The sequence below is a fragment of the Corallococcus sp. M7 genome (assembly GCF_054512695.1).
The window spans coordinates 799,950-823,935 of record NZ_CM137252.1 but is presented as its reverse complement, the minus strand read 5'-3'; the positions used below and the strand labels follow the sequence as shown (position 1 = coordinate 823,935).

General features: G+C 70.3%; 23 protein-coding genes and 1 tRNA gene. 10 read left to right on the top strand and 14 right to left on the bottom strand.

From position 1 onward, the window contains the following. Positions 1 to 150: 150 nt before the first annotated feature. The 4 genes from ACX114_RS03485 to ACX114_RS03470 form a co-directional block, all read right to left on the bottom strand. Positions 151 to 1,668 carry a M16 family metallopeptidase gene (locus ACX114_RS03485; protein ID WP_459294682.1) on the bottom strand — a complete coding sequence of 506 codons (1,518 nt, stop codon included), beginning with the start codon at positions 1,666 to 1,668 and terminating at the stop codon, positions 151 to 153. Next, a complete protein-coding gene (locus ACX114_RS03480) occupies positions 1,665 to 3,071 on the bottom strand; it encodes a M16 family metallopeptidase (protein WP_459294680.1) in 1,407 nt (468 codons plus the stop codon). Before ACX114_RS03480 ends, ACX114_RS03485 begins: the two co-directional genes overlap by 4 nt. A gap of 92 nt (positions 3,072 to 3,163) precedes the next feature. Then, positions 3,164 to 3,706, bottom strand: a complete 543-nt coding sequence (locus tag ACX114_RS03475; protein WP_459294678.1) for a hypothetical protein — start codon at positions 3,704 to 3,706, stop codon at positions 3,164 to 3,166. Between the two features lie 28 nt (positions 3,707 to 3,734). Next, positions 3,735 to 4,694: a beta propeller repeat protein gene (locus ACX114_RS03470; protein ID WP_459294676.1), complete on the bottom strand. Its 960-nt coding sequence runs from the start codon at positions 4,692 to 4,694 to the stop codon at positions 3,735 to 3,737. Between the two features lie 229 nt (positions 4,695 to 4,923). Here ACX114_RS03470 and ACX114_RS03465 point away from each other — a divergent pair, with 229 nt between their 5' ends. Beyond that, positions 4,924 to 5,067, top strand: a complete 144-nt coding sequence (locus ACX114_RS03465) for a hypothetical protein (protein WP_459294674.1) — start codon at positions 4,924 to 4,926, stop codon at positions 5,065 to 5,067. Between the two features lie 674 nt (positions 5,068 to 5,741). Here ACX114_RS03465 and ACX114_RS03460 read toward each other — a convergent pair. Further along, positions 5,742 to 5,814, bottom strand: a tRNA-Phe gene (locus ACX114_RS03460). A gap of 90 nt (positions 5,815 to 5,904) precedes the next feature. Then, positions 5,905 to 6,705 carry a sigma-70 family RNA polymerase sigma factor gene (locus tag ACX114_RS03455; RefSeq protein WP_459294672.1) on the bottom strand — a complete coding sequence of 267 codons (801 nt, stop codon included), beginning with the start codon at positions 6,703 to 6,705 and terminating at the stop codon, positions 5,905 to 5,907. Between the two features lie 124 nt (positions 6,706 to 6,829). On the opposite strand from ACX114_RS03455, the gene nhaR reads away from it, so the two are divergent. Continuing rightward, positions 6,830 to 7,729, top strand: a complete 900-nt coding sequence (nhaR, locus tag ACX114_RS03450) for a transcriptional activator NhaR (protein ID WP_120551277.1) — start codon at positions 6,830 to 6,832, stop codon at positions 7,727 to 7,729. A gap of 6 nt (positions 7,730 to 7,735) precedes the next feature. Here the strand turns inward: nhaR and ACX114_RS03445 are convergent, their stop codons facing one another. Next, a complete protein-coding gene (locus tag ACX114_RS03445) occupies positions 7,736 to 9,334 on the bottom strand; it encodes an amidohydrolase (protein WP_459294669.1) in 1,599 nt (532 codons plus the stop codon). Between the two features lie 11 nt (positions 9,335 to 9,345). Next, positions 9,346 to 9,567 (bottom strand): hypothetical protein, encoded by a 222-nt coding sequence (locus ACX114_RS03440; RefSeq protein ID WP_459294667.1) that lies wholly within the window; start codon positions 9,565 to 9,567, stop codon positions 9,346 to 9,348. 247 nt (positions 9,568 to 9,814) lie between these two features. Here ACX114_RS03440 and ACX114_RS03435 point away from each other — a divergent pair, with 247 nt between their 5' ends. Both ACX114_RS03435 and ACX114_RS03430 read left to right on the top strand, forming a co-directional pair. Further along, complete coding sequence (locus ACX114_RS03435) at positions 9,815 to 11,149, top strand: NfeD family protein (protein ID WP_459294665.1); 1,335 nt, start codon at positions 9,815 to 9,817, stop codon at positions 11,147 to 11,149. Next, on the top strand, positions 11,146 to 11,967 hold the full coding sequence (locus tag ACX114_RS03430) for a slipin family protein (protein ID WP_459294663.1): 822 nt from the start codon (positions 11,146 to 11,148) through the stop codon (positions 11,965 to 11,967). Before ACX114_RS03435 ends, ACX114_RS03430 begins: the two co-directional genes overlap by 4 nt. Before the next feature lie 65 nt (positions 11,968 to 12,032). On the opposite strand, the gene ACX114_RS03425 is transcribed toward ACX114_RS03430, so the two are convergent. Both ACX114_RS03425 and ACX114_RS03420 read right to left on the bottom strand, forming a co-directional pair. Next, positions 12,033 to 12,548 (bottom strand): peptidylprolyl isomerase, encoded by a 516-nt coding sequence (locus ACX114_RS03425; protein ID WP_459294661.1) that lies wholly within the window; start codon positions 12,546 to 12,548, stop codon positions 12,033 to 12,035. A gap of 97 nt (positions 12,549 to 12,645) precedes the next feature. Continuing rightward, the gene (locus ACX114_RS03420) at positions 12,646 to 13,137 is read right to left on the bottom strand and encodes a DUF2721 domain-containing protein (RefSeq protein WP_459294659.1); all 492 of its coding nucleotides are present in this window, start codon (positions 13,135 to 13,137) and stop codon (positions 12,646 to 12,648) included. A 115-nt stretch (positions 13,138 to 13,252) separates the two neighbouring features. Between ACX114_RS03420 and ACX114_RS03415 the strand changes: the two genes are divergently transcribed. The 4 genes from ACX114_RS03415 (at position 13,253) to ACX114_RS03400 (ending at position 18,369) form a co-directional block, all read left to right on the top strand. Then, complete coding sequence (locus tag ACX114_RS03415; protein ID WP_459294657.1) at positions 13,253 to 13,741, top strand: MerR family transcriptional regulator; 489 nt, start codon at positions 13,253 to 13,255, stop codon at positions 13,739 to 13,741. Beyond that, a complete protein-coding gene (locus tag ACX114_RS03410) occupies positions 13,738 to 16,437 on the top strand; it encodes a VIT domain-containing protein (RefSeq protein WP_459294655.1) in 2,700 nt (899 codons plus the stop codon). Before ACX114_RS03415 ends, ACX114_RS03410 begins: the two co-directional genes overlap by 4 nt. A 102-nt stretch (positions 16,438 to 16,539) precedes the next feature. Further along, a complete protein-coding gene (locus ACX114_RS03405) occupies positions 16,540 to 17,688 on the top strand; it encodes a hypothetical protein (protein WP_459294653.1) in 1,149 nt (382 codons plus the stop codon). Between the two features lie 42 nt (positions 17,689 to 17,730). Beyond that, positions 17,731 to 18,369: a phospholipid scramblase-related protein gene (locus ACX114_RS03400; protein ID WP_459294651.1), complete on the top strand. Its 639-nt coding sequence runs from the start codon at positions 17,731 to 17,733 to the stop codon at positions 18,367 to 18,369. Between the two features lie 3 nt (positions 18,370 to 18,372). Here the strand turns inward: ACX114_RS03400 and ACX114_RS03395 are convergent, their stop codons facing one another. The 3 genes from ACX114_RS03395 to ACX114_RS03385 form a co-directional block, all read right to left on the bottom strand. Next, complete coding sequence (locus ACX114_RS03395) at positions 18,373 to 18,666, bottom strand: YkvA family protein (protein WP_459294649.1); 294 nt, start codon at positions 18,664 to 18,666, stop codon at positions 18,373 to 18,375. Positions 18,667 to 18,759: 93 nt separating this feature from the next. Beyond that, positions 18,760 to 19,815, bottom strand: coding sequence for an ABC transporter ATP-binding protein (locus ACX114_RS03390; protein ID WP_459294647.1), 1,056 nt, complete (start codon positions 19,813 to 19,815; stop codon positions 18,760 to 18,762). An 87-nt stretch (positions 19,816 to 19,902) separates the two neighbouring features. Next, entirely contained in the window at positions 19,903 to 20,244 is a 342-nt protein-coding gene (locus ACX114_RS03385) for a hypothetical protein (protein WP_459294645.1), read from the bottom strand. A gap of 125 nt (positions 20,245 to 20,369) precedes the next feature. Here ACX114_RS03385 and ACX114_RS03380 point away from each other — a divergent pair, with 125 nt between their 5' ends. Both ACX114_RS03380 and ACX114_RS03375 read left to right on the top strand, forming a co-directional pair. Further along, positions 20,370 to 20,735, top strand: a complete 366-nt coding sequence (locus ACX114_RS03380) for a hypothetical protein (RefSeq protein ID WP_459294643.1) — start codon at positions 20,370 to 20,372, stop codon at positions 20,733 to 20,735. Further along, the gene (locus tag ACX114_RS03375) at positions 20,732 to 20,992 is read left to right on the top strand and encodes a hypothetical protein (protein WP_459294641.1); all 261 of its coding nucleotides are present in this window, start codon (positions 20,732 to 20,734) and stop codon (positions 20,990 to 20,992) included. Before ACX114_RS03380 ends, ACX114_RS03375 begins: the two co-directional genes overlap by 4 nt. Positions 20,993 to 21,058: 66 nt before the next feature. Here the strand turns inward: ACX114_RS03375 and gyrA are convergent, their stop codons facing one another. Beyond that, positions 21,059 to 23,869 (bottom strand): DNA gyrase subunit A, encoded by a 2,811-nt coding sequence (gene gyrA, locus ACX114_RS03370; RefSeq protein WP_459294639.1) that lies wholly within the window; start codon positions 23,867 to 23,869, stop codon positions 21,059 to 21,061. Between the last annotated feature and the right edge of the window lie 117 nt (positions 23,870 to 23,986).

Genomic DNA, 23,986 nt, shown 5'->3' with positions numbered 1-23,986 from the left:
GTGACAAGCAATCGCAAATGATTGCCTGGTCCCGGCCCTGACCAGACGCCGCCCTCTATACCCGAAGGGTCTGACTTTCTGGATAGTTACTTTTCGAGGGGTAATTCCGGTGGGCGCAATTCGAGGCTTGCGCCCACCTTCGTCTGGCAATTACCGGCCCGGCGCCGCCGGCGGGGCGAAGCGCTTGTCGGAGATCTTCATCTCCGTGACGGGACCGTACTTGCGGGCCACGTCGCGCAGGGCCTCCGCCTTGCCAATGAGGACGAACGTCAGGTCCTCCTTCGCGGGCAGGACGCGCTGGAGCACGGTGTGCACGCTGTCACGGGTGGCCGAGGACACGGCGTCCGCGAACCCGTTCACGTCCTGTGCGTCCAGGCCATAGAAGGCCAGCTCCGACAGCTTCATGGCCAGCTGCTCGCCGGTCTCCAGCGTCGGCGGGAACTGCCCCAGCACGTAGGCCTTGGCGGAGGCGAGCATGGCGTCGTCCATGCCGTCCTGGCGGTAGCGCGCGAGCACGTCCAGAGCCAGGTCGATGGCACGGCCCGTGGAATCCGTCTGGGTATAGGACGTGAGGACGACGGTGCCGGGCTGGAGGGCCGGGGCCAGCGAGGAGCGCGCACCGTAGGTGAGGCCGGTCTTCACGCGCAGCTCGGTGTTGAGCAGCGAGGTGAAGCGGCCGCCCAGCACGGTGTTGCCCAGCTCCGCCACGACGCGGTCCGGGTCGGTGCGGCGGATGCCGGTGTTGCCAATGGCGAAGTAGGTCTGGGTGGCGTCGGGCTTGTCCACCAGCAGCACGTGGCGGCCCTTCGTGGGCGCGGTGGCGGGCACCGCGGCGAGCGGCTGCGCCGCCGGGGTCCATCCGCCCAGCGCGGCCTCCAGCTTCGCGGCGAGCTGCTTCGCGTCGAAGTCGCCCACGACGGAGAGGATGAGCCGGTCCCCGCCCAGGTTCGCCTTCGCCCAGCCGAGCACGTCGCTCCGGCTGATGCCCGGCAGCGACGCCTCACTGCCCACCGCGGATCCGCCGTACGGGTGCGAGGGGAAGTGGAAGGCATTGAAGTACACGCCGATGAGCGCGCGCGGATCGCCGTCCTTGGCAGAGGCGATTTCGGACACGCGCAGCGCGCGGGCTTTCTCCAGCTCCTGCGCGTCGAAGCGCGGGCGCACGAGCATGTCCGACAGCAGCTCCACCATCAGCGCGGTGTCGCGGGACTGGAAGCTGCCGTTGAGGACGAGCGCCTCACGCGCGGGCACGACCTCCAGCTCGCCGCCCACGCCGTCCACGGCGTCGGCGAACTGCTGGGCGTTGCGGGAGCCCGCGCCCTTCTGGAGCAGCTCGGCGGTGAGCGCGGCCAGGCCCTCCTTGCCGGCGGGGTCGGTGACGGCGCCGCCCTTGAGCCACGCGCTGAAGGACACCAGCGGCAGCTCGTGCTTCTCCACGAGCAGCAACCGCACGCCGTTCTTCAGCGTAACGGAGGTCGTCTCCGGCAGCGTCACGCCCTTCGTGGACAGCGGGACGGCGGGCGCGGGCGTGGCCGGGGCTTCCGGCGCCTGGGGAGGCGGCGTGGGCGCGGCGGTGGGAGCCGGCGCGGGCGTGGTCGCGCACGCGGAGGTGAACAGCAATGCGGCGAGGGCGGAGCGCAGCGGGCGGGGACGGAAGAGAGCGTTCATCGCGCGGCCTCCTTGTTGGCCGGGGCGGCGGGAGCCGTGGTGGGGACGAGCCAGCCCACGGTGCGGTGGTCGGGGTTGAAGATGCGGGCGGCCAGCGCCTTCACGCCGTCGCGGGTGACCTTTTCGTAGCGCGAGGGCGCGTCGAACAGGGCCTTCCAGTCTCCCCGGAAGGTGGCGGCGTTGCCCAGCTCGCGGGCGCGGCCGCTGTTGGTCTCCAGCTTGCGCCAGAAGGTGGACAGGGCCACGTTGCGCGCCTTGCGCAGCTCCGCGTCGGTGACGCCGTCCTTCACCACGCGGGCCAGCTCCGCGGTGAGCAGCGCCTCGGTCTTGGCCAGGTCACCGCCCGGCGTCAGGTCCACGGAGAACCAGACGAGCGACGGATCGAATCCCCCGGCGGTGGTGCTCCGGACGCGGATGGCCACGCGCGCCTCGTCCACCAGCTTGCGGTGCAGGCGCGACGAGTCGCCATGCGTGAGGATGAGCCCCAGCAGCTCCAGTGTCTCGATGTCCGGGTCGTTGGCGGCGAGGCCGTGGTAGGCGACCTGGAGCAGCGGGGACTGCGCCAGCTTCTTCACGACGATGCGGCGCTCGCCCTGCTGTTCGGGCTCCTTGGTGCGCACGGGCTCCGGCGCGGGCTGCGAGGGGATGGTGCCCAGCGTGGCCTCCACCTGCTCGAAGACGCGGGCCGGATCCAAATCGCCCGCGAGGACGAGCGTGGCGTTGTTGGGGGCGTAGTACGTCTTGAAGTAGCGCTGGAGGTCCTCCATGCGCCACGACTCGATGTCGGACGGCCAGCCGATGACGGGAATCTGGTACGGGTGCGCGACGAAGGCGGTGGCCTGCAACTGCTCCTGGAGCGCGCCGTTGTTGTCATTGTCCACGCCCGAGCGGCGCTCGGAGTAGACGACGCCGCGCTCGGACTCGATGACCTTGGGGTCGAAGGAGAGCGACTGGAGCCGGTCCTGTTCCAGGTCGAGGATGAGGGGCAGCGCGGAGGCCGGGAACCAGTCCAGGTAGACGGTGACGTCCTCGGAGGTGAAGGCGTTGTTGGCGCCGCCGTTGGCCTCCATGACGCGGTCGAACTCACCGGGGCCGTACTTCTTCGCGCCGTTGAACATCATGTGCTCGAAGAAGTGGGACAGGCCGGTGATGCCGGGGCGTTCATTGCGGCTGCCCACGCGGAACCAGTTGGCGAGCGCCACGTTGGGGATGTCGTGGTCCGGCCAGACGATGACGGTGAGCCCGTTCTTCAGCGTGCGGACCTGGATGCCCGAGCCCAGCTTCGCGACGGGGGTGGAGGCAGCGGCGGGCTTCGCGGCAGGCTCGGAGACGGCCTGGGCCCCGGCCTGGGGCGCACCCAGGAGGGCCAGACAGGCGAACCACGACAACGGCGGACGGAACATCCTTGCTCCTGGGGAGGGACCACGGCGGCGCCCGGGAACGGGCGAAAGCGCACCCTATTCCAGAAACGCCGCGTGGGAGTCCCCGAGGAGCGTCAGGCGCCCAGCACCTGCCGCAGCACGGCCTGGAAGTAGTTCGTGCTGCCGATGTGGCCCGAGTGCAGCTTGGCGGACTGGTGGAGGCGCTGCGCCACGGCCTCGAACTCCGCCTGGCTGACGTCGCGCAGGGACAGGTACAGGCGGGCGGCGGCGCGCAGGTAGGAGAAGAGCGGGTTCTTGTGGTGGCCGTCCGGCCGGCGCGCGAGGTGCCGGTAGAGCTGGGAGAACTCCTGGTCGACCTCCGCGTGGCGGGTGTCGCGGCAGAAGCCGGCGGCGGTGGCCTCGATGAGGAAGAAGAACGGCTCGTACTCAGGGAAGGGAGGCCGGGTGAAGTCCGGGGGCTGCTTGTTGCCGGTCCACAGCGCGGAGATGGGCTGCAGGCGCACGTGGGCGGTGACGTCGCCGAAGCGCACGGGCACCTCGTCGCCCACGGGCTTCACCTGGCCCTGTTCGTCCCGTTCCACGGGGATGAACAGGCGCATGGGGTCCTCCACCTTCACGCCCGCCTTCTCCAGCTCCGCCACCACGTTCGCGTCCATTGCGTTGATGAACCTCCGGGACACCGATCTACCGCGTCACGCCCGGATGTGCACCCGGTGCGTCGGTCCTGGGTCGGGAGACCGCCTCTTCCAGCACGTCCCAGGCGGCATCGAAGACGCCATCGACGCGGTCGTAGGGCTCAGGGGCCCCCTCGGCGCGCTGCCGCGGCGGGGAACACAGGCTGCCCGTGAGCTTTGCCCGATGGGTGGTCTTGAACAGGCTGGAGCCACAGGACCAGGACAGCCGCACCTCGGCCGCCGTGGTCGACTGACAGCGCATGCCGTGCTCGGCGCGCGTCGCCGCGTCCACCAGCTTGCGCAGGAATTGTTCACCCTCGGTCCGGCCCAGGCGCTGGTCCACGCGGAGGGGCTCCGGGTACTCCTCCCGGCTCCCCTTCAAGTGCGCGCCCTCCGTCCGGACACGCAGCTCCAGGGTGCTCGCTGAGCCTCCGAAACATCCACGGCTTTCGAACTCAAGCTGAAGCATGGCGTCAGAGGTCGACAGCAGACACGCGAGCGGATGCTCTGTTCCCGGATTCCGGCCGGTGGCCACGGTGAAGTCATGGGCCTCCCATCCCTCCGCCGGCGCCCAGGTCCACCCATCATCCTTCGAGCGAAGCAGCCGCCCGCCGTCGAGCTCCGCGAGCAGGATTCCATTCTCAAGCAACACCAGCGTGTGAATTGACCTACCTGAAGTATTGCTTTGACGAAACCAGTTCTGGCCCGCGTCATGGGTGGCCATCACCTGGTCCCCGGACCATCCCAGCCAATGTCTGTCACCCAATTGAATGGAGCCATCCAGGCGCGTCAGCCTTCCCTGCCCCCGCATGAGCATTGGTCCTTCCCGAACGGACTGGCCCGAGACGTAGGTGGTGAGCGTGCTCGATTGTGAAAGGACAGCCACCGTGTCGTTTGGGAAGGCCTGGGCCTTCGAGAAGGAAGGCGTCCATTGCTCAACCGGCAGTTCCGGAGTCGTGAGGGTCAACACCTGTCGTCCATCCTGTGTGACGGAGACACGGAGGGCGTCCGGCGGACTGGAGAAGGGTCCCTGCCAGGTCCGGCCACCGTCCGTCGTCTTGTAGAGCCCGTTGGAGCCCGAGACCCAGGCCAGGTCTCGAGTGAGTCGCAGGACTCCATGCAGATCCGGGGACGATGAATGTCCCCAGAAGAAGACAGAAGGTCGGAGCAGTTGGAAGGGAGGCGTCAGGGGCGTCCAGGTGTCGCCGCCGTCCTCCGTGGCCCAGAGCGTGGACTTCGAGCCCAAGGCCCATCCCTGGTCCGGACTGATGAAGGAGATGTCCCTGCATCGGTCATCATTGTTGAAGGGTGTGGCGGTGGATTCCCGCCAGCTCGCGCCCTGATCATCGCTGCGCAAAAGCCGGCCCGTGGAGCCACACATCCAGGTCCGAAAGCCTGCGCGCTCCAGCGTGTAGATCCATTGCTCATCCCACAGGGGGACCGACCGCCACGTCCTACCGGCATCCGTGGTGCGGAGAACCCAGGGCCCGAGTGAGCCCGCCGCGATGCCTGTCTCCGGTGTGTACCAGGTGAGGAAGCGGATGGCGCTCGAGGACTTCTCCCCTCGTGCCGCGTTCAGCGCCCGGGAGAGGTCCACGGCGCGCTGCCAGGACCTGCCTTCATCCGTGCTGCGGAAGGCTTCGATGCCGGGCGCATTGGAGAATGCGTAGGGCCCCTCTCCAATTGCCCACCACTCCCCTCCGGGGCCAGGCGCGACGACATGGATCCGGGCATCGATGGCTTCAACGGTCAGGTCCGCGGACACCGACGAGGAGGCAACGCTCCGGGGCGCGGCACAGCCCAGCGACGCGCCGCACACCGCCCAAGCGACCCAATGACTCGCGCGCATCTCCGCCTCCAGGCCGAAGTGCAGGCCTGGAGTCAGTATTCGTCCGTGAGCGCGCGGGCGTTGATCACCGTTGCATCATGGTTCCCGCACGGAGGAACCCATGGCCCGAGACAAAGAAAAAGGGCGCCGGACCGGAGTCCGACGCCCTTCAGATTCTTCTTACTGGTGTGCCCAAGGGCGGAATCGAACCACCGACACGGGGATTTTCAGTCCCCTGCTCTACCGACTGAGCTACTTGGGCGTACCGCGGACCGCGAGCGGCAGCGCCGATTTACGGTTCCTGGCTCGCGACGTCAACCTCTTTCCGCCAAGCCTCCTCCTCGCCCGACACTCAGGCCGCCAGCCGGGGCGCTTCGCCGTCCCAGGCCGTGCACCCCGCCGTCAGCCGCTGGCGCAGCTTCTGGCGCAGCCCCTGCTCGATCTGCCGGATGCGCACCGCCGTCACCCCGAAGCGCTTCGCCAGGAACTCCGCGCTCACCCCGTCCTCCACCAGCATCCGCTCCTTCACCAGCGCCCGCTCCCTCGCGTCCAGCTCCGGCCAGGCCGCCGCCACACTCTGGCGCAGCTTCTCCGCCCAGGCCCCCCGGTCCGCCTGCTCCTCCGCCGAGTCCTCGTCCGACTCCAGCATGTCCAGCCGCGTCACGTCCCCCTCCAAGCCCAGGGGCGCGTTCAGGGACACGTCCTTCGCCAGCGCGTCCGTCCCCCGCACCACGTCCTCCTCCTTCTTGCCCAGCGCCTCGGCCAGCCGCTTCGTCACCTCCGGGTGCCCCTCGCCCCAGCGGGCCTCCAGCCGCGCACGCTCGCGGCGGAGCTGGAAGACGATCCACGGCGCGCGGCCCCCCGCCACACTCCAGGTGCGGGACACGTACGCCCGGATGCGTGCGCGGATCCACTGCTGCGCGTAGGCGCCGAAGGGCACTCCCCGCTCCTCGAAGCGGCGCGCCGCCTCCACCAGGCCGACGTTGCCCTCCGCCATCAGCTCCTCCAGCGACAGGCCCGTCCAGCGGTACTTCCAGGCCAGCCGGCGGACCAGCTCCAGGTGCCCCCGCACCCGCATCTCTACTTCCGCCGAGTCCACCTCGGTCTCCGCACCCTCCACCGTGGACTCGAGCTCCTCGTAGATGGCTTCCATGACGCGTACCTCCCCAATCAGTCCCCCGCGCACCCATCGCGCGGTGACGGACGTAGAGATAAGCGGCGGCGACACTTAAAAAAATGAGCTAGTTTGGATGAAAACCTTCGGTTATTCCTAAGTCATGGCGTGGCTCAACTACCACCATCTCCTGTATTTCTGGACGGTTGCGCGGGCGGGCAGCATCGCCAAGGCGAGTGAAGAGCTGCACCTCGCCCAGCCCACCATCAGCGCGCAGATCAAGCTGCTGGAGGAGTCGCTGGGCCACCAGCTCTTCGAGCGCAAGGGCCGCAAGCTCGTCCTGTCCGACGTGGGCCGCACGGTCATGCGCTACGCGGACGAGATCTTCCGCCTGGGCAACGAGCTGAAGAACGTCGTCTCCGGCCTGCCCACCGGCCAGCAGCTGCGCCTCAACGTGGGCGTGCTGGACGTCATCCCCAAGCTCGTCGCCGAGCAGCTGCTCAAGCCCGCGCTGGAGGCCGGTCCCTCGCTGCGCATCATCTGCCGCGAGAGCCCCCTGCCCCAATTGCTCGCACAGCTGGCGCTGCATGAGCTGGACGTGGTGCTCGCGGACGCGCCCGGCTCCGAGCCCGTCAGCGTCCGGTCCTTCAACCACCTCCTGGGCAAGTGCGGCGTGACGTTCTTCGCCGCCCAGCCGCTCGCGCACCTGCGCAAGGACTTCCCGCGCTCGCTCGACGGCGCGCCCATGCTGCTGCCGTCGGAGGAGTCGTCGGTGCGCCGCTCGCTGGATTTGTGGTTCGAGCGGCTCGGCATCCGGCCCCTCATCGCCGGTGACTTCGACGACAGCGCGCTGCTCCAGGCCTTCGGACAGAAGGGGCACGGCATCTTCGCCATGCCCTCCATCATCGACGCCGAGGTGCAACGGCAGTTCAACGTCACCGCCATCGGGCACACCGACGAAATCGAGCAGTGCTTCTACGCCATCACCGTGGAGCGCCGCCTGCGCCACCCCGCCGTCGTCGCCATCGCCGAAGCCGCGCGCTCGCACATCTTCGGCGGGTGAGCCGCATCACTCCGCCGCGCGGAACACCTCCGCGCCAGCCACCACCGTGGCCAGCACGCGCGCGTCCACCAGCGCTGACGCGGGCCCCTCCAGCGGGTCTTCCGACAGCGCGACGAAGTCCGCGTCCAGGCCGGGCTTCAATCTTCCGCGCCGCGCTTCCTCGAAGGACGCCCACGCGGGCCCCACCGTGAAGCCCTCCAGCGCCTCCGCCGCGCTCAGGCGCTCCTCCGGATACCAGCCGCCCTCCGGCCAGCCCTTCGCGTCCTGCCGCGTGCGCGCCGCGTAGAGCCCCGCGAGCACGTCCGGGTTCTCGATGGGGAAGTCACTGCCCAGCGCCAGGTGCGCGCCCGCGTCCTTCAACGTGCGCCAAGCGTAGGCGCCCTTGAGACGCTCGCGCCCCAGCCGCGTCTCCGCCCAGGGCATGTCGCTGGTGGCGTGCGTGGGCTGCACGCTGGCCACCAGGCCCGCCGCGCCCAACCTCCGGATGTCTTCCAGCCGGAGAATCTGAGCGTGCTCCACGCGGTGGCGCAGGGCCTGCGTGCCCGTCCGCTCCGCGCCTCGCAGGAGGACGTCCACGACCAATGTATTGGCACGATCTCCAATGGCGTGGATGCACACCTGGAAGCCCCGCGCCATGAAGGCCTGGGCACGCGCTTCGAGTTCCTCGGGGGAGAGGAGCAGCAGGCCGCGCTGGCCGGGCTCGTCGCTGTAGTCGTCATGCAGCGCCGCGCCCCGGCTTCCCAGCGCTCCATCCGCCAGGAACTTCACCGAGCGCATGGACAGGTGACGCCCCTGCCACGGGCCCTGCTCCAGATAGGCGTGCCGCTGTTCGCCCTGCCCCGCCGCCATCGCATACACGCGCAGGGGCAACGTCCCCGCGGCGTCCCACGCCTGCAACGTGCGGAAGGCATGCAGGTCCATGCCCGCGTCGTGCACGCCCGTGAGCCCGACCTGAGCGCACCGCTCCAGGGCGGCTCGCAACCGGGTCTCCAGCTGCTCGCGCGTGGGCGCGGGAATGGCGGCCTCCACCACGTCCATCGCGTTGTCCACGAGGACGCCGGTGGGCTCGCCGTTCGCGTCCTTGAGGATGCGGCCTCCTGGCGGATCCGGCGTGTCGCGTGTGATGCCCGCGCGGCGCAGCGCCTCGCCGTTCACCCAGGCCGCGTGATGATCCACCCTCATGAGGAACACCGGCGTCGTGGGGAAGCGCGCATCCAGGTCCTCGCGGCCAGGGAACGCGGCGCCGGGCCACTCGTTCTGGTCCCACCCCTTGCCGAGCAACCAGTCCCCCTGGAAGCTCGACGCGGGCGCCTTCGCCAGACGCTGGACGACTTCCTCCACCGAGGGCGCCTTCTCCAGGCGCACCGTGGTCAGGCTCTTGCCCAGGCCATGGATGTGCGCGTGCGCGTCCACCAGGCCGGGCACCACCGTGGCGCGGCCCAGGTCCACCTCACGCGCGCCAGGACCCGCGGCGGCGCGCGCTTCCGCGAGCGTCCCCACCGCGAGCAACCTTCCGTCGCGCACCGCCAATGCTTCCGCGCGCGGACGCTCCGCATCGAGCGTCCACACGCGCTCCGCCCTGTAGACCGTGGTCTCCGCCGTCATGGCGCGGAAGACTACCCGCCGCCCTCGGGGAAGCCACCGTCCACGCCCGGCGCTTCGATGGGACCCGCGGGGCCGCCCCGGTCATTGGGCACGTTCTGGATGGGCTCGCGGGCCGTGTCCGGACCCTGGATGGGCCGCTGGTCCTCCGTCCCCGGGGGCTGGGTGGTCTTGCAAGCCACCGCTCCAACAGCGGACAGGCCCAGAGCAGCGATGAGCAGCACGGCACGGCGCATGAATCCTCCTGGGAGAAAATCGAGAGGCCGACCCTAAGGAGGTGCGTCGTCCTCCAGCAACGCGCATCCCCTGCAACGTCCAGGACTGGATGCACAAGCGAGGCGCCGGACACTTCTTGCCCGCCTGCCCTCCGGGCCCCCGGCTTCAAAATCCGGTCATCCGAAGGTCCGATGCACATCGTTGTCCGAGTGCGTGTGCGCAAGCGGCGCGCATTCGGGGGCGGACATGCGGGACCACGTCGACAGGATGAGCTGGCGCCGTCACGTCCTCTGGGGCTGGCTCCTGGCGTTCCTCTTCGTGGGCTTCGCCGCGCCAGCGGCTCCCGCTTCGTCATCCTTCGTCGCGCGGTGCGAACTGGAGGGCGTGGTGGATGCCGGCTCGGGCGCGTACCTCGCGGACTGCGTGAAGCGCGCGGAGGACGGAGGAGCCTCGGCGCTGCTCGTGCGGTTGGACACGCCGGGCGGTTCGTTGGAGGCCACCCGCTCCGTGGTACGCGCGTTCCTGGGCTCGCGCGTTCCCGTGCTCGTATGGGTGGGGCCTTCCGGTTCGCGTGCGGGCAGCGCGGGCGTGTTCATCTCGCTCGCGTCGAACGTGAGCGCCATGGCGCCGGGGACGAACATCGGCGCGGCGCACCCCGTGGGGCTCGGCGGTGAAGACGTGGAGCAGGCGGGTGGCGAGGAACTCGCCCGCAAGGTGGAGAACGACACGGTCGCCTTCGCGGAGGGCATCGCCCGGCAGCGGGGCCGCAATCCGGAGTGGGCCGCGTCCGCCGTGCGCGACAGCGTCAGCGTTCCCGCGGACCGCGCCGTGGAGCTTCGCGTGGTGGAGCTCGTCGCGCCCACCGAGGCCGCGTTCCTCTCCGCCGTCGATGGGCGCCGCGTGGAGGTGGCGGGCGGTGACACCGTGACACTCGCCACCCGCGACGCCCACGTGGTGTCCCTGGAGCCGGGGCTGTCACAGCGGGTGGTGCATGCGCTCGCGCAGCCGTCGCTGATCTACCTGCTGTTCCTCGTGGCGGCGCTGGGCCTGGTGGTGGAGCTGTCCCATCCGGGCGCGGTGGCGCCGGGGCTCATTGGCGGCGTGGCGCTGGTCCTGGCGTTGATGGCTTCGGCGACGCTGCCGGTGCGCTCGGGCGCGCTGGTGCTGATGCTCGTGGGCGTGGGGCTCATCCTCGCGGAGCTGTTCGTCACCAGCGGCCTGCTGGGCGCGGCGGGCGTGGGGCTGTTGATATTGGGCGGCGTGTTCCTGGTGGACCGCTTCGAACCCGGCTGGTTCGTGGAGCCGTCCTTCCGCCTGTCGTGGGGCGTGATGCTGCCCACGGCGCTCGTGTTCGCGGGGACCGCGGCCTTCGTCGCGTACCGCAGCGCCCAGACGCGCAAGCTGCCGCAGCGGGGCGGCGACGCAGGGCTCGTGGGCGAGGCCGGCACGGCGCTGGCCCCCGTCACGCCCTCGGGCGGCGAGGTGTTCGTCCACGGCGAGCGCTGGCGCGCCGTCTCCTTCACCCCCATCCGCGAGGGCGCCCAGGTCGTGGTGCGTGCCGTGGAGGGGCTCACCCTCACCGTCGCGGAGCAGATGCCATGAACGAGCTGGTCGGAGCGCTGGGGTGGCTCCTCCCCCTGGCCCTGTTGTTCCTCCTCTTCATCTCCGGTGTGCGCATCGTCACCGAGTACCAGAACGGTGTCGTCTTCCGGCTGGGCCGCTACGTGGGCCTCAAGCGCGCGGGCTTCCGCTGGCTCATCCCCTTCGTCGAGCGGATGGTCATCATCGACCTGCGCACCGTGGCGCGCGACGTGCCCCCGCAGGACGTCATCACCAAGGACAACGTCAGCGTGAAGGTCAACGCCGTCGTCTACTTCCGCGTCATCCAGGCGGACAAGGCCGTGCTCCAGGTGGAGGACTACCTCTACGCCACCAGCCAGATTGCACAGACCACGCTGCGCGCCATCCTGGGCCAGGTGGAGCTGGACGACCTGTTGTCCCAGCGCGAGCGCATCAACCACGAGTTGCAGCAGGTGCTGGATGCGCGCACCGACCCTTGGGGCGTGAAGGTCTCCAACGTGGAGGTGAAGCACATCGACCTGCCGCTGGAGATGCAGCGGGCCATCGCGCGGCAGGCGGAGGCGGAACGTGAGCGCCGCGCGAAGATCATCGCCGCGGAGGGCGAGCACCAGGCCGCGGAGAAGCTCTCCCTGGCCGCGGACGTGCTCAGCCGCAACCCCGCCACGCTCCAGCTGCGTTATCTCCAGACGCTGGTGGAGATCACCGGCGGCGGCAACCACACCATCCTGCCCATCCCCCTGGAGATATTGCGCGCGTTCGGCGCCATGCCAGCGCGGCCCCGTCCATCCGAGGAAGCCCGCGAGGAGGAGGACGAGGACGCGTCCCACGGCCTGTCCTGAAACGACGAAGGTCCACCCGTGCGCGCGGCACGGATGGACCTGTCGGGTGAGACGCGGCGGCGGGATTACAGCTGGCCGCTGTCCTCGATCTTCACGGGCTTGCTCGTCGCGCCGGACTGGCTGCCCACGGCTTCGATCTTCTTCACCACGTCCATGCCCTCGACGACCTTGCCAAAGACGACGTGCTTGCCGTCGAGCCACGAGGTGGTCGCCGTGGTGAGGAAGAACTGCGAGCCGTTGCTGTTGGGACCGGCGTTCGCCATGGAGAGGACGCCCGGGCCCGTGTGCCGGTGCTTGAAGTTCTCGTCCGCGAACTTCTCACCGTAGATGGACTCGCCGCCGTAGCCATTGCCGAGCGTGATGTCGCCGCCCTGGCACATGAAGTTCGGGATGACGCGGTGGAAGGGCGTGCCCTTGAAGTGCAGCGGCTTGCCGCTCTTGCCGATGCCCTTCTCACCCGTGCACAGGGCGCGGAAGTTGTCGGCGGTCTTGGGAACGTCGTCGGAGAACAGCTCCATCACGATGCGGCCGGCGGGCTGGCCACCAATCGACATGTCGAAGAAGACCTTGGCGTTTGCCATGTTCACGTGCTCCACGGTGAGGGTTGGGCGGGACGTACCAGACCCGCGCGTCCTGCGGGGCACCCGCTAGCACCTTCGCGTGCGCTGCGGAACAAATTCAGGCCTTCGGTGGGCCGCCCGGTTGCCCGTCGCGGAACAGCTCCGCGCCCTCCAGCGTGATGGCGCGGCGGCTCAAGCGCAGCGACGCCAGGGCCAGCACCGCCGTGGAGCCCAGCAGCCCCACGCCCAGGGAGAAGGACATCACCGGCAGCCCCTCCGGCACCGCGACGCTGCGGCGCAGCAGATACAGCAGCGACGTCACCACGAAGGACAGGAGCGCCGCGTAGGTGAAGCCAATGGCCCGGGCGAGGATGGCGTGGCGGCGGTCCATGATGGCCACCTCCTCGCGCAGGAGTGAGCGGCGCGCATGGCCCTCCGGCAGCGTGCGCCATTCCCGGACCATGTCGCGCATGCGCGCGGTGATGCGCGAAATCTGGTTGTCCAGGCCGGTGGCCAGGATGCCGCACCCGGACACCATCACCGCGGGCGTCACCGCCGTGCCAATGAGCTGGATGGAGGAGGGGTCCAGGCCGTCCACGCCGACGTTCATGCCCCCTTCTGTCCCACCGCCCGCCCGGCCGCCACCCCTGGCATCCCGACACCACCGCTGACGAATCGCCACCGATGTCTTGACAGTCAAACTGTCACAACCTACTGTCAGGTTCGTGAGCACGCCCAAGACACAGACGGAGTGGAAGCTGGCCGCGCTGGCGGAGGAGGTGGGGGTCTCGCCTCGCACCGTCCGCTACTACGTCCAGCGGGGCCTCCTGCCCGCGCCGCCCTTCAAGGGGCCGGACACGGTCTACGGAGAGGAGCACCGGACGCGGCTCAAGGCCATCCGGGTGCTCCAGGCCCGGTTCCTGCCGCTGGATGCCATCCAGGCGGAGCTCTTGCGGCTGTCGCCGGAGGAGCTGCGCCGGCTGGCGGAGACGCCGGTGAGCCCGGGGACGCCGCCAGTGCCGGAGGACATCCCCCGGATGCCGCCGAAGCGGCCGGGAAAAGACCCGACGGTGGAGGTGGCGCGTTACCAGCGCTGGCTCCTGGCGCCGGGGTTGGAGTTGCACGTGTCGGAGCAGGCCGAAGCGAAGGTCCGGGCGCTGGCGGAGCGGGTGCGCGCCCTCATCGAGGAGTCCGAGGAAGGAACGCCGTCATGAACGAGCAGGCGAAGTGTGGGCTGTTCACGCGTGAGGGGGCCCAGGTGCCCCTGCAGGGAGTGGAAGTCTCCGGTGAGCTGCTCGGGGGGCACGCGCGAGTGCGCGTGACGCAGCGCTACCGCAATGACGAGAAGAAGCCGGTGGAGGCCCTCTACACCTTCCCCCTGCCCTCCGACGCGACGCTCAGCGCCTTCTCCATGACGTGCGCGGGCCGCCGCGTGGCCGGCGTGGTGAAGGAGCGCGAGGCGGCCTTCCGCGCCTATGACGACGCCATCACCGAAGGCCACGGCGCGGCGCTCCTGGACCAGGAGCGCGCCAACGTCTTCACCGCGCAGGTGGGCAACCTGCTGCCGGGCGAGGAGACGCTGGTGGAGGTGGAGTTCCTGCAGACGCTCACCGCGGAGGAGGGCAGCGTGCGCTGGATGCTGCCCACGCTGGTGGCGCCCAGGTACATCCCCGGCGCGGTGCACGGCGACCGCACCGGCCACGGCAGCGCGGCCCCCACGACGCGGGTGCCGGACGCGGACCGCATCACCCCGCCCACGGGCTCCGTGGACTACGGGCTGCGCATGGACCTGCTCATCGACGTGGGCCGTGACGTGGTGGTGGAGAGCCCGTCCCACCGCATCACCGTCGTGAAGGAGGGCACGCGCACGCGGGTGAGCCTGCAGCGTGATTCGCACCTCAAGAACTTCGCGGGCAACGAGGTGGCGCTGGACCGGGACGTGGTCCTCACGATGCGCAACGCGAACCCGGACGTGATGCTCACGCCCGTGGTCACGCACCGGAAGGCGGAAGGCCCGGGCACGTTCGCGCTCACGGTGGTGCCGGACCTCCTGAACCTGGCGACGACGCCGCCCCGGCAGGAGGTGGTGTTCGTGGTGGACACGTCCGGCTCCATGGCTGGCGACAGCCTGCCCCAGGCCCAGGCCGCGCTCCGGCTGTGCCTGCGCCACCTGCGTGAAGGCGACCGGTTCAACGTCATCGCGTTCGAGAACGCGTTCCGATCCTTCTCTCCGCAGACGGTGCCGTTCACCCAGCGCACGCTGGAGCAGGCGGACGCGTGGGTCGCGGGGCTCAAGGCCTACGGCGGCACGGAGCTCCTGGAGCCCATGGTCACCGCGATGAAGGCCGCGCCGGACGGCGTGGTGGTGCTGCTGACGGACGGCCAGGTGGGCAACGAGAACGAGATCCTCGACGCGGTGCTCGCGGCGCGCGGGTCGGGGCGGGTGTTCTCGTTCGGCATCGGCACGAACGTGAGCGACGCGCTCCTGCGCGACCTGGCGCGGCGCACGGATGGCGCGGTGGAGTTCATCCACCCGGGGGAGCGCATCGACGAGAAGGTGGTGGCGCAGTTCTCGCGGGCGCTCGCGCCGCGCGTCACCGACCTGGAGGTGCGCTTCGACGGCGTGGAGGCCAGCGAGCTGGCCCCGTCCACGCTGCCGCCGCTGGTGGACGGCACGCCGTGGACGCTCTTCGGGCGCTATGCGCAGGCGGGCACGGGCAGCGTGACGCTGAAGGGGAAGTCGGGCCGGGAGCCCTTCTCCCTCACGGTGCGGCTGGACCTGCCCGCGCAGTCGGACCGGCCGGTGGTGGAGAAGTTGTGGGCCGCCGAGCGCATCCGGGGCTGGATGGACGCAGGGCTGGTGGGCCGGCGCGCGGAGGCGATGAAGGAGCGCATCGTGCGGCTCGCCGTCGAGCACCAGTTGGCCACGCAGTACACGTCCTTCGTGGTCGTGGAGGAGCGCCAGGGCGACCGCCGCGCGTCCGGCACGCCGGAGACGCGCGTGGTGCCGGTGAACGCGCCCGCGGGCTGGAGCATGTTCAACCAGGCCGCGCGGGACATGGACGACGCCGTGCCGGAGGGCGCGCTCGCGCCGGAGCGGTCGCGCGTGATGAAGCGCAAGGCCTCGAAGCCGATGCCCGCGCCCGCGGCGGCGCCGGGAGGGCTCGGCCGCTCGCGGGGCGGCGCGGTGCCCCCGCCGCCTCCGAGCATGGCCGCGCCCGCGTCCGCGCCCGCGCGCAACCTGGGGCCGGAGCCCACCACCGGGTCCTCCTTCCAGGCGGAGTCCGCGGATGGCGCCGGGCCCATGGGTGGCAGGGCCGCGCCCATGGAGCGCAGGGAGCAGGAGGCCGCGAAGAAGGACAAGGGCGGCTTCTTCGACCGGCTGATGTCCGCGGCCATGCCGTCCAAGGCCGCTCGCGTCCAGGAGACCGCCGCGGAGCTGGAGCGCGTCGTCCAGGGCAAGGCGGAGGTGCTCTACGAGCAGGAGGAAATCCAGCCGCTGTCCGTGGCGGAAGCGCCCATGGCCACCGAGGACGTGGGCAGCCTCCTGGGCCGGCAGCTCGCGAACGGGCTGTGGGCCGGTACGGGTGAAGGGCCGGAGCCGGTGCGCCAGGCCCGCGCCACCGCGCGGGTGCTGCTGGTGCTCCTGCGCGAGGGCATCACCAGCAGCCACCCGCTGCACGGCGCGCAGGTGAAGAAGGCCGTGGACGCGCTGCTCGCGCTGGCCTCGCAGCTGGGCCAGGCGCCGGACGTGGCGGAGCTGGCGCTGGGGGTGGCGTGGCTGGTGGCGGCGGGACCGCGCACGCGGGGCCGCATCGAGCAGGCCGCGAAGCCGCTTCCGGGCCTGGACGGGCGGCTGGGGGACATGGCCGCGCTCCGTCAGCACATGGAGACGCTGGCGACGCGGTAGGCCGCCGCGTGGCGTCACCCGGGCCCCGTGCCTCCTTTCCGGGAGGACCGGGGTCCCGGGCCTCCCGTCTTTTCGCGAGGGTCGACTAGGGTGGGCGCTCGCATGGTCCTCGCGCCCTTCGTCCTGGCCGTCCTCGTCGCCGCGCAGCCCGGTCCTTCGTCCCGGGAAGCCGCGGCACCTCCCGCCGTCACGTCTCCAGGCACCGTGTCCGCGCCGCCGCTCGTGGCGAGCGAGGAGGCCTGCGCCGCCGACTCCGACTACGCGGCGGGCTTCGACGCGCTGGTGCGCGGACAGGATGCCCAGGCGCTGGAGTTGTTGGAGCGCGTGATGCTGGTGTGCCCCGGGCATCCGTACGCGCCGGAGCTGGCGCGGCTGGCGCGGACGCGGCTGGAGCCGGGCGCGCGGCTGGCGCAGGACACGCTGGCGCGGCCGGTGGTGGCGGAGCCCGAGTCGCCCTCGAAGGAGGGACCGTCCAAGAGCGCCCGGGCGTCGCTGACCGTCGTGCAGACGCTGCACGGCATCACCCAGGGCATCCTGCTGTGCGCCATCTCCAACTGCCAGGACACGCGCGCCTACGTGGCGGTGTCGCTGCTGGGCGGCGGCGCGGGGGCGGCGATTTCGCTGCTCGCCACCCGGAGCGGGCTGACGCAGGGCCAGGCGGCGGCCATCAACTCCGGCACGGTGTGGGGCTTCGGGTATGGCCTGTCAGCCATCGGCTCGTTCGACCTGGATGGGGACAGCTCCACCGGGGCGGTGATGGCGGGGGCGCTGGGCTTCACGGGCCTGGGCCTCCTGGTGGCGGAGTTCGCGCGGCCCACCGCCGGACAGGTGTCGCTGACGAACTCCGGTGGCCTGTGGGCGGGCGTGGTGGCGGGGCTGCTGATGGCCACGCAGACCGGCGAGACGCAGGACTTCTTCATCATCGAGCAGGGCGTGGTGGGCGCGGGCCTGCTCACCTTCGCGCTGGTGTCGCGCCACCTGGACATCTCCCGGGGCCGGGTGCTGCTCATCGACGCGGGCGGCATCCTGGGCGGCCTGATGGGGCTGAGCGCGCTGTTCCTGGTGCTGGACGACGACCACGGGGACGCCCTGCTGGTGGGCACCGCCGTGGGCGTGCTGGCGGGCCTGGGGACCGCGACGTTCCTCACGCGGGACTTCGATGCACCAGACAACACTCCGGCTGTCTCCGTCGTCCCCGCGGCCATGGGGCGGCATGGGGGGATGGGGCTCGCGGTGCTCGGACAGTTCTAGACTGCGGCCGCTTTCCTTCCTTCGGCCGTCCCGGAGCCGCCCATGCCCGTCGAGTCCCAGGCGCTGTCCCTCTTGCGTGACGAGCACACGCTGCGCGTGCGGCAGGTGAAGGAGTGGGGCGAAATCCTCACCGGCTTCGAGGGCCGCAACCGCTACGAGGTGGTGGGCGACGACGGACGCCCGCTCTTCTTCGCGGGCGAGGTGGGCAGCGGGCTGGGCCTGTTCATCCTGCGCGGCTTCCTCAAGGCGAAGCGGCCCTTCACGATGGAGCTCAAGTCCGAGCGCGGGGAGACGCTCCTGCGGCTGCGCCGCCCGTGGCGCTTCTGGCTGTCCCGGATGGAGGTGGAGGACGGCGAGGGGCGGCACCTGGGCGCCATCCAGCAGCGCTTCCGCTTCTTCACCCGCGCCTACGACGTGCTCGGGCCCCATGACGAGGAGCTGGCCCACTTGAGCGGGCCGTTCTTCCGGCCCTGGACGTTCAACGTGGAGCAGCAGGGGCGCGAGGTGGGGACCATCGCGAAGAGGTGGAGCGGGTTCGGCAAGGAGATGTTCACGGACGCCGACAACTTCGGCGTCCGGTTCAACGGCCTGCACGACCCGCACGTGCGGACGTTGGTGGTGGCCGCGACGTTCCTCATCGACTTCGTGCACTTCGAGGACCGCCGCGGCGGCAACGACTGACGGCTAGGAGTGCCGGCGCAGCGTGGGCTCGCGCGTGCGGCCCTCCTCGTCGCGCGGGAGTCCGTCGAACGAAGGCACACCGGCGGGCGTGCCGGGGCGCCAGCGCTGGACCTCGCGCACCATGAAGAACGCGGCGGCGGACAGCACGCCCAGGTCGTCCAGCCAGCCCACCACGGGGATGAAGTCCGGAATCGCGTCCACGGGCGACACGAAGTACAGGACGGCCAGCAGCCCGGCCAGCTTGCGCCACGTCGCCACCTGGGGGTCGCGCACGTAGCTGAAGAAGCGGGTTCCCATTCCTCGAAGGCCTGCGATGTTCATACCCCTCCCTACGCATGGGGGACGCGGGTGATTGCACCATTCGTGCCGGGAGCTTGCACGCCCGGTGCACTAGCGGGCGAGCCCGGATGTCTCCTCCAGCACGTCCGCGCGGCCCGAGACCTCCAGGCGGGCGCGGCCGCCCTCGCGAAACGGAGCCGAGGAGGCGGCGCGCACCACCAGCGCCATGCCCGCGCAGGACACGGTGAAGTCCACGTGCGCGCCCCGGAAGGCGCGCTCCAGGATTTCCGCGCGCAGGGCGCCACCCACCGCGACACCGTCCGTGTCGGGGACGAGCCGCAGCGCCTCCGGGCGCAGGGAGAGCATCACCTCGCCGCGCGCGTCCGTGCTCAGCGGCAGGTTGCCCAGCGCCGTGCGCGCGACGCGGCCGAAGGCCGAACCGGGCAGCAGGTTGGTGCCACCCAGGAAGTACGCGGCGAAGGCGCTGCGCGGCGCTTCGTAGACGGACTCGGGCGCGCCCTGCTGCTCCACCGTGCCCGCGCGCAGCAGCACCAGCCTGTCCGCGAAGGCCAGCGCGTCTCCCACGTCGTGCGTGGCGAAGAGCACGGCGGTGCCTCGCGCCTTGAGCACGCGGCGCCACTCCCCGAGGATGTTGGCGCGCAGGCCGGCGTCCATGCCGGCGAAGGGCTCATCCAGCACCAGCAGCTTCGTCCCCGAGGCCAGCGCGCGGGCCAGCAAGACGCGCTGCCGCTGTCCCCGGGAGAGCGTTCCGCAGGCGCGCGCTTCCAGGTCTTCCAACTGGAACATCGCCAGCAGGCCGCGCGCGTGCGCCAGGCCTTCACCCCTGGGCTGCACGCCCATCACCACGTCGCGCACGGTGAGGCCGGATTCGAGCTCCGCGTCGTGGAGGACGCGGCGCAGGGGGCGCTGCTCCGGGGGCACGAACACGTCCGGCCCGGCGACCACGCGGCCCTCGAGCGTGAGGGTGCCGGACGTCGGCTGCTCCAGGCCCGCGACCAGCCGCAGCAGCGCCGTCTTCCCGGAGCCGGAGGTGCCCATCAGCGCCACCGCGTCGCCCGGCTCCAGCGCCAGCGACACGTCCCGCACCGCGGGGGCGGCGGCACCGAGGAACTTCAGGGTGAGGGCATCGAGCGAGAGGAAGGCCATGACGGCGGGCACACTACGGTGCGGCACCGGCCGGGCCAAGCACCGAGGCCCCATCGCTGGAGACTGCCGGACGCCCGGCGGACACAGCTACGCGTAGATGTGCCACGACATGATCCAGGCGCACACGGCCGGAACCAGCGCGCACCAGGCGGGCCAGCGTGGCGTCCCGGAGCGGAACGCCCAGACCATGAACCCCAACGCCAGATAGACGAAGACGCGCTCCATCCGCTCCAGCCCCGACATGAGGCCCTCCAATGGCGCCTGCATCTCCACCGCCATCAGGGAAGGCTTGTTGAGGACGGGATTCATCACCTTCCATTCCAGGTCGGTGTAGAGCCGGCAGGTGTTCATGGCCGCGACGCTGAGCCCCAGGCTCACGAGCGCGCGGGTGAAGGACGGGGACCGCCACGACTCCCGCCACCTGCTCACGCGGGGAACCTCCGCTCCGTCCGGTCCTGAAGCCATTGCCTGACAGCCTATCCCGAAGCGGCTGCGGCGCGTCCCGCCGCGAGGCTAGGCTGCCGCCGCGTCCTTCCCCTCTTCCGGGAGTCCCCATGTCGCGCCTGCTCGTCGCTTGTGCCGTCCTGCTGGGAACCGCGTCCTTCGCCCAGGCCCCCGCTGCCCCTCCGCCGCAACCCAAGGCCGCGGCCGCTCCGGAGAAGCCCAACCCACTGAAGGCTTCGGCGGAGCGCACCCAGGCCGCGCTCGCGCAGCTGCCCAAGGCGAAGCCCGAGGACGTGAAGTCCCAGGACGCCATCCTCAAGGCCCTCTACGACGTCATCAGCGGGCCGGCCGGCGCGCCTCGCGACTGGCAGCGCTTCCGCTCCCTCTTCTATCCGGGCGCCCAGCTCATCCCGCTGGCGAAGCCGCCGGGCGCGACCACGCTGGCGGCCGCCCCATCACGCCGGAGGACTACGTGACGTGGGGCCAGCAGAGCACCGCGACCCACGGCTTCTTCGAGAAGGAGATCGCCCGCCAGACGCACGCCTTCGGCGGACTGGTGCAGGTCATGAGCACCTATGAGGCGCGCGGCACGCAGGACGGGCCGCTCATCGCCAAGGGCGTCAACAGCATCCAGCTCTTCAACGACGGTCAGCGCTGGTGGGTGATGAACATCTTCTGGATCGACGAGAAGACCGCCGGCCTCGCCGTGCCCAAGGACCTCACCCAGAAGTAGTCCCCCGCAAAAACGAAGAGGGCCGGGTCACATGCCCGGCCCTCCCGTGACTGCTACTTCAAGCCTCTAGCCTTCCGAGCCGGGCTCACCTTCCGGGGCAGCGCCCGCGTCATCCGCGGGAGCCTCCGGCGAAGCGGCCTCCACCGGCGCGGCCTCCGAGGAGGCCTCGGCGGCGGCCCCTTCCACCGGCGAGGTGGCCTCCGTCTCCTCCTCGGACTCCTCGCCTTCGGGCAGCTTGGAGATGGCCATCACCTTCTCCTCGCCGTTCTCCAGCGCGATGAGGCGCACGCCCTGCGTGTTGCGGCCGATGACGGAGATCTCCTTCACCTTCATGCGGATGAGCATGCCGCCGTTGGTGACGAGCATCACCTCGTCGCTGTCCTTCACCTGCACCACGCCCACCACGCGGCCGTTCCGCTCGGTGGTCTTGATGTCGATGATGCCCTTGCCGCCGCGGCCCTGCTGCCGGTACTCGGCGCCCTCGGTGCGCTTGCCGTAGCCGTTCTCCGTCACCGTGAGGATGGCGCTGCTCTGCTCCGCGGGCGCCTGGCCCTCCTCCGGCTCCTTGTCCAGCAGGTCCGCGCCCACCACCTCGTCGCCGTCCTCCAGCGTGATGCCCTTCACGCCGTAGGCCTGGCGGCCCATGGAGCGGACATCCTCTTCCTTGAAGCGGATGCTCATGCCCGTGGCCGTGGACAGGAGGATGTCCTTGGTGCCGTCGGTGATCATCACGCCCACCAGCTCGTCGCCCTCGTCGATGCCCAGCGCGATGATGCCGCTGGCGCGGACGCTCTCGAACGCGCTCAGGTCCGTGCGCTTCACCACGCCCTTCTTCGTGACGAAGAAGACGTAGCGGTTCTCCGGGAAGTCGCGCGTCACCAGCACCTGCGCCAGCCGCTCCCCTTCCCCGAACTGCACCAGGTTCACGATGGCCTTGCCGCGCGAGGTGCGGCTGCCCTGCGGAATCTGGTGCACCTTCAGCGAGTACAGCTTGCCCTTGGTGGTGATGGGCATGAGGTACGCGTGCGTGCTGGCCACGAACACCTTGGTGACGAAGTCGTCCTCCTTCGTCCCCGCGCCCGTCTTGCCGCGCCCGCCGCGCTTCTGCGCGCGGTACTCCGACAGGGGCGAGCGCTTCACGTAGCCCGTGTGCGACAGCGTGACCACCATCGTCTCCTCGGCGATGAGGTCCTCGCTGGTGATTTCATCCACCGCGCCGGTGATCTCCGTGCGGCGCTTGTCGCCGTAGCGCTCGCGGATCTCCATCAGCTCCGCCTTGATGACGGAGAGCAGGCTGCGCTCGTTGGCGAGGATGTCGCGCAGGCGCGCGATGTCGCGCACCAGGCCGATGAGCTCCTTGAAGAGCTCCTCGCGCTGCAGGCCGGTGAGGCGCTGCAGGCGCATCTCCAGGATGTTCTGCGCCTGGTCCTCGCTGAAGCCCGCGCCCTCGTACTTGTGCTCCAGGCCGCCGTAGGCCGGCTCCTCGTTGCGCGCGCGGCTGACCAAGAGCTCCATCTGCGCCTTGGCCTTCGCGTAGTCGATGCGCTCCAGGTTCTGGAAGCGCTCGCGCGTGTACAGCTCCGGCGACAGGATGTTCATCAGGCCCCAGCGCGCTTCATCCGGGTCGCGCGACGCGCGGATGAGGCTGACCACCAGGTCGATGAGGTCCTGCGCGACGAGCAGGCCTTCCACGATGTGCATGCGCGCCAGCGCCTTGCGCAATTCGTAGCGCGAGCGGCGCGTCACCACGTCGCGGCGGTGGGCGATGAAGCGGTCCAGCAGCTCCTTCAGGTTGAGCGTGCGCGGCTGCCCGCCGTCGATGGCCAGCATCACCGCGCCGAACGTCGTCTCCATCTGCGTCATGGAGAAGAGGTTGTTGAGCACCACCTGGGAGATGGCATCGCGCTTGAGCTCGATGACGATGCGCATGCCCTGACGGTCGCTCTCGTCACGGATGTCGCTGATGCCCTCCAGCTTCTTCTCACGCACCAGCTCGGCGATCTTCTCGATGAGCCGGGCCTTGTTCACCTGGTAGGGGATCTCCGTGACGATGATGGCCTCACGGTCGCCCTTCTTGGAGGTCTCGATCTCCGTGCGCGCACGGATGGTCATGGACCCGCGGCCCGTCTCGTAGGCGCGGCGGATGCCCTCGCGGCCGGTGATGATGGCGGCGGTGGGGAAGTCCGGCCCCTCGATGAACTCCATCAGGTCCAGGACGGTGCAGCCCGGATTGTCGATGAGGTGCAGCGTGCCGCTGATGACCTCCGTCATGTTGTGCGGCGGGATGTTGGTGGTCATGCCCACCGCGATGCCGCTGCTGCCGTTGACGAGGAGGTTGGGGAACTTGGCGGGCAGGACGAGCGGCTCTTCCAGCGAGTCGTCGTAGTTGGGGCCGAAGTCGACGGTCTCCTTGTCGATGTCCGACAGGAGGTCCTCCGCCAGCCGCTCCATGCGCACTTCCGTGTAACGCATGGCCGCCGGCGAGTCGCCGTCCACCGAGCCGAAGTTGCCCTGGCCGTCCACCAGCAGGTAGCGAAGGCTCCACTCCTGGGCCAGGCGCACCATGGCGTCGTAGACGGAGGAGTCGCCGTGCGGGTGGTACTTACCGATGACGTCACCCACCACGCGCGCGCTCTTCTTGTAGGCGCGGTTGTGGAGGTTGCCCAGGTCGTTCATCGCGAAGAGGACGCGACGGTGGACGGGCTTCAGGCCGTCGCGCACGTCTGGCAGCGCGCGGCCGATGATGACGGACATCGAGTAGTCGAGATACGAGCGGCGCATCTCGTCTTCGATGTTGATGGGAATGAGCTCTCCGGCGCCGCTCGACGGAGGGGGCGCGGGGGGCGTTGCCGGCGTGTCGGTGGTGTCGTCAGCCATGGGCTCTGGAAGGTGCGGACGGGCCCCGCGCGTGGGGGGCTCCGCCCGATGGGAGAGTGTTCGTAACCCCCGGATTTCCCTCAGTCAATAAGGGAAACAGGGGGGATTCGCCACGGC

What these genes read in the sequence shown, in the direction of transcription:
- ACX114_RS03405 (WP_459294653.1), top strand. Translation starts at nt 16,540, where the DNA reads ATGGTCCTCGCGCCCTTCGTCCTGGCCGTCCTCGTCGCCGCGCAGCCC.
- ACX114_RS03485 (WP_459294682.1), bottom strand. Translation starts at nt 1,668, where the DNA reads ATGAACGCTCTCTTCCGTCCCCGCCCGCTGCGCTCCGCCCTCGCCGCA.
- ACX114_RS03455 (WP_459294672.1), bottom strand. Translation starts at nt 6,705, where the DNA reads ATGGAAGCCATCTACGAGGAGCTCGAGTCCACGGTGGAGGGTGCGGAG.
- ACX114_RS03430 (WP_459294663.1), top strand. Translation starts at nt 11,146, where the DNA reads ATGAACGAGCTGGTCGGAGCGCTGGGGTGGCTCCTCCCCCTGGCCCTG.
- ACX114_RS03435 (WP_459294665.1), top strand. Translation starts at nt 9,815, where the DNA reads ATGAGCTGGCGCCGTCACGTCCTCTGGGGCTGGCTCCTGGCGTTCCTC.
- gyrA (WP_459294639.1), bottom strand. Translation starts at nt 23,869, where the DNA reads ATGGCTGACGACACCACCGACACGCCGGCAACGCCCCCCGCGCCCCCT.
- ACX114_RS03410 (WP_459294655.1), top strand. Translation starts at nt 13,738, where the DNA reads ATGAACGAGCAGGCGAAGTGTGGGCTGTTCACGCGTGAGGGGGCCCAG.
- ACX114_RS03395 (WP_459294649.1), bottom strand. Translation starts at nt 18,666, where the DNA reads ATGGGAACCCGCTTCTTCAGCTACGTGCGCGACCCCCAGGTGGCGACG.
- nhaR (WP_120551277.1), top strand. Translation starts at nt 6,830, where the DNA reads ATGGCGTGGCTCAACTACCACCATCTCCTGTATTTCTGGACGGTTGCG.
- ACX114_RS03475 (WP_459294678.1), bottom strand. Translation starts at nt 3,706, where the DNA reads ATGGACGCGAACGTGGTGGCGGAGCTGGAGAAGGCGGGCGTGAAGGTG.
- ACX114_RS03420 (WP_459294659.1), bottom strand. Translation starts at nt 13,137, where the DNA reads ATGAACGTCGGCGTGGACGGCCTGGACCCCTCCTCCATCCAGCTCATT.
- ACX114_RS03480 (WP_459294680.1), bottom strand. Translation starts at nt 3,071, where the DNA reads ATGTTCCGTCCGCCGTTGTCGTGGTTCGCCTGTCTGGCCCTCCTGGGT.
- ACX114_RS03445 (WP_459294669.1), bottom strand. Translation starts at nt 9,334, where the DNA reads ATGACGGCGGAGACCACGGTCTACAGGGCGGAGCGCGTGTGGACGCTC.
- ACX114_RS03390 (WP_459294647.1), bottom strand. Translation starts at nt 19,815, where the DNA reads ATGGCCTTCCTCTCGCTCGATGCCCTCACCCTGAAGTTCCTCGGTGCC.
- ACX114_RS03400 (WP_459294651.1), top strand. Translation starts at nt 17,731, where the DNA reads ATGCCCGTCGAGTCCCAGGCGCTGTCCCTCTTGCGTGACGAGCACACG.
- ACX114_RS03380 (WP_459294643.1), top strand. Translation starts at nt 20,370, where the DNA reads ATGTCGCGCCTGCTCGTCGCTTGTGCCGTCCTGCTGGGAACCGCGTCC.
- ACX114_RS03425 (WP_459294661.1), bottom strand. Translation starts at nt 12,548, where the DNA reads ATGGCAAACGCCAAGGTCTTCTTCGACATGTCGATTGGTGGCCAGCCC.
- ACX114_RS03440 (WP_459294667.1), bottom strand. Translation starts at nt 9,567, where the DNA reads ATGCGCCGTGCCGTGCTGCTCATCGCTGCTCTGGGCCTGTCCGCTGTT.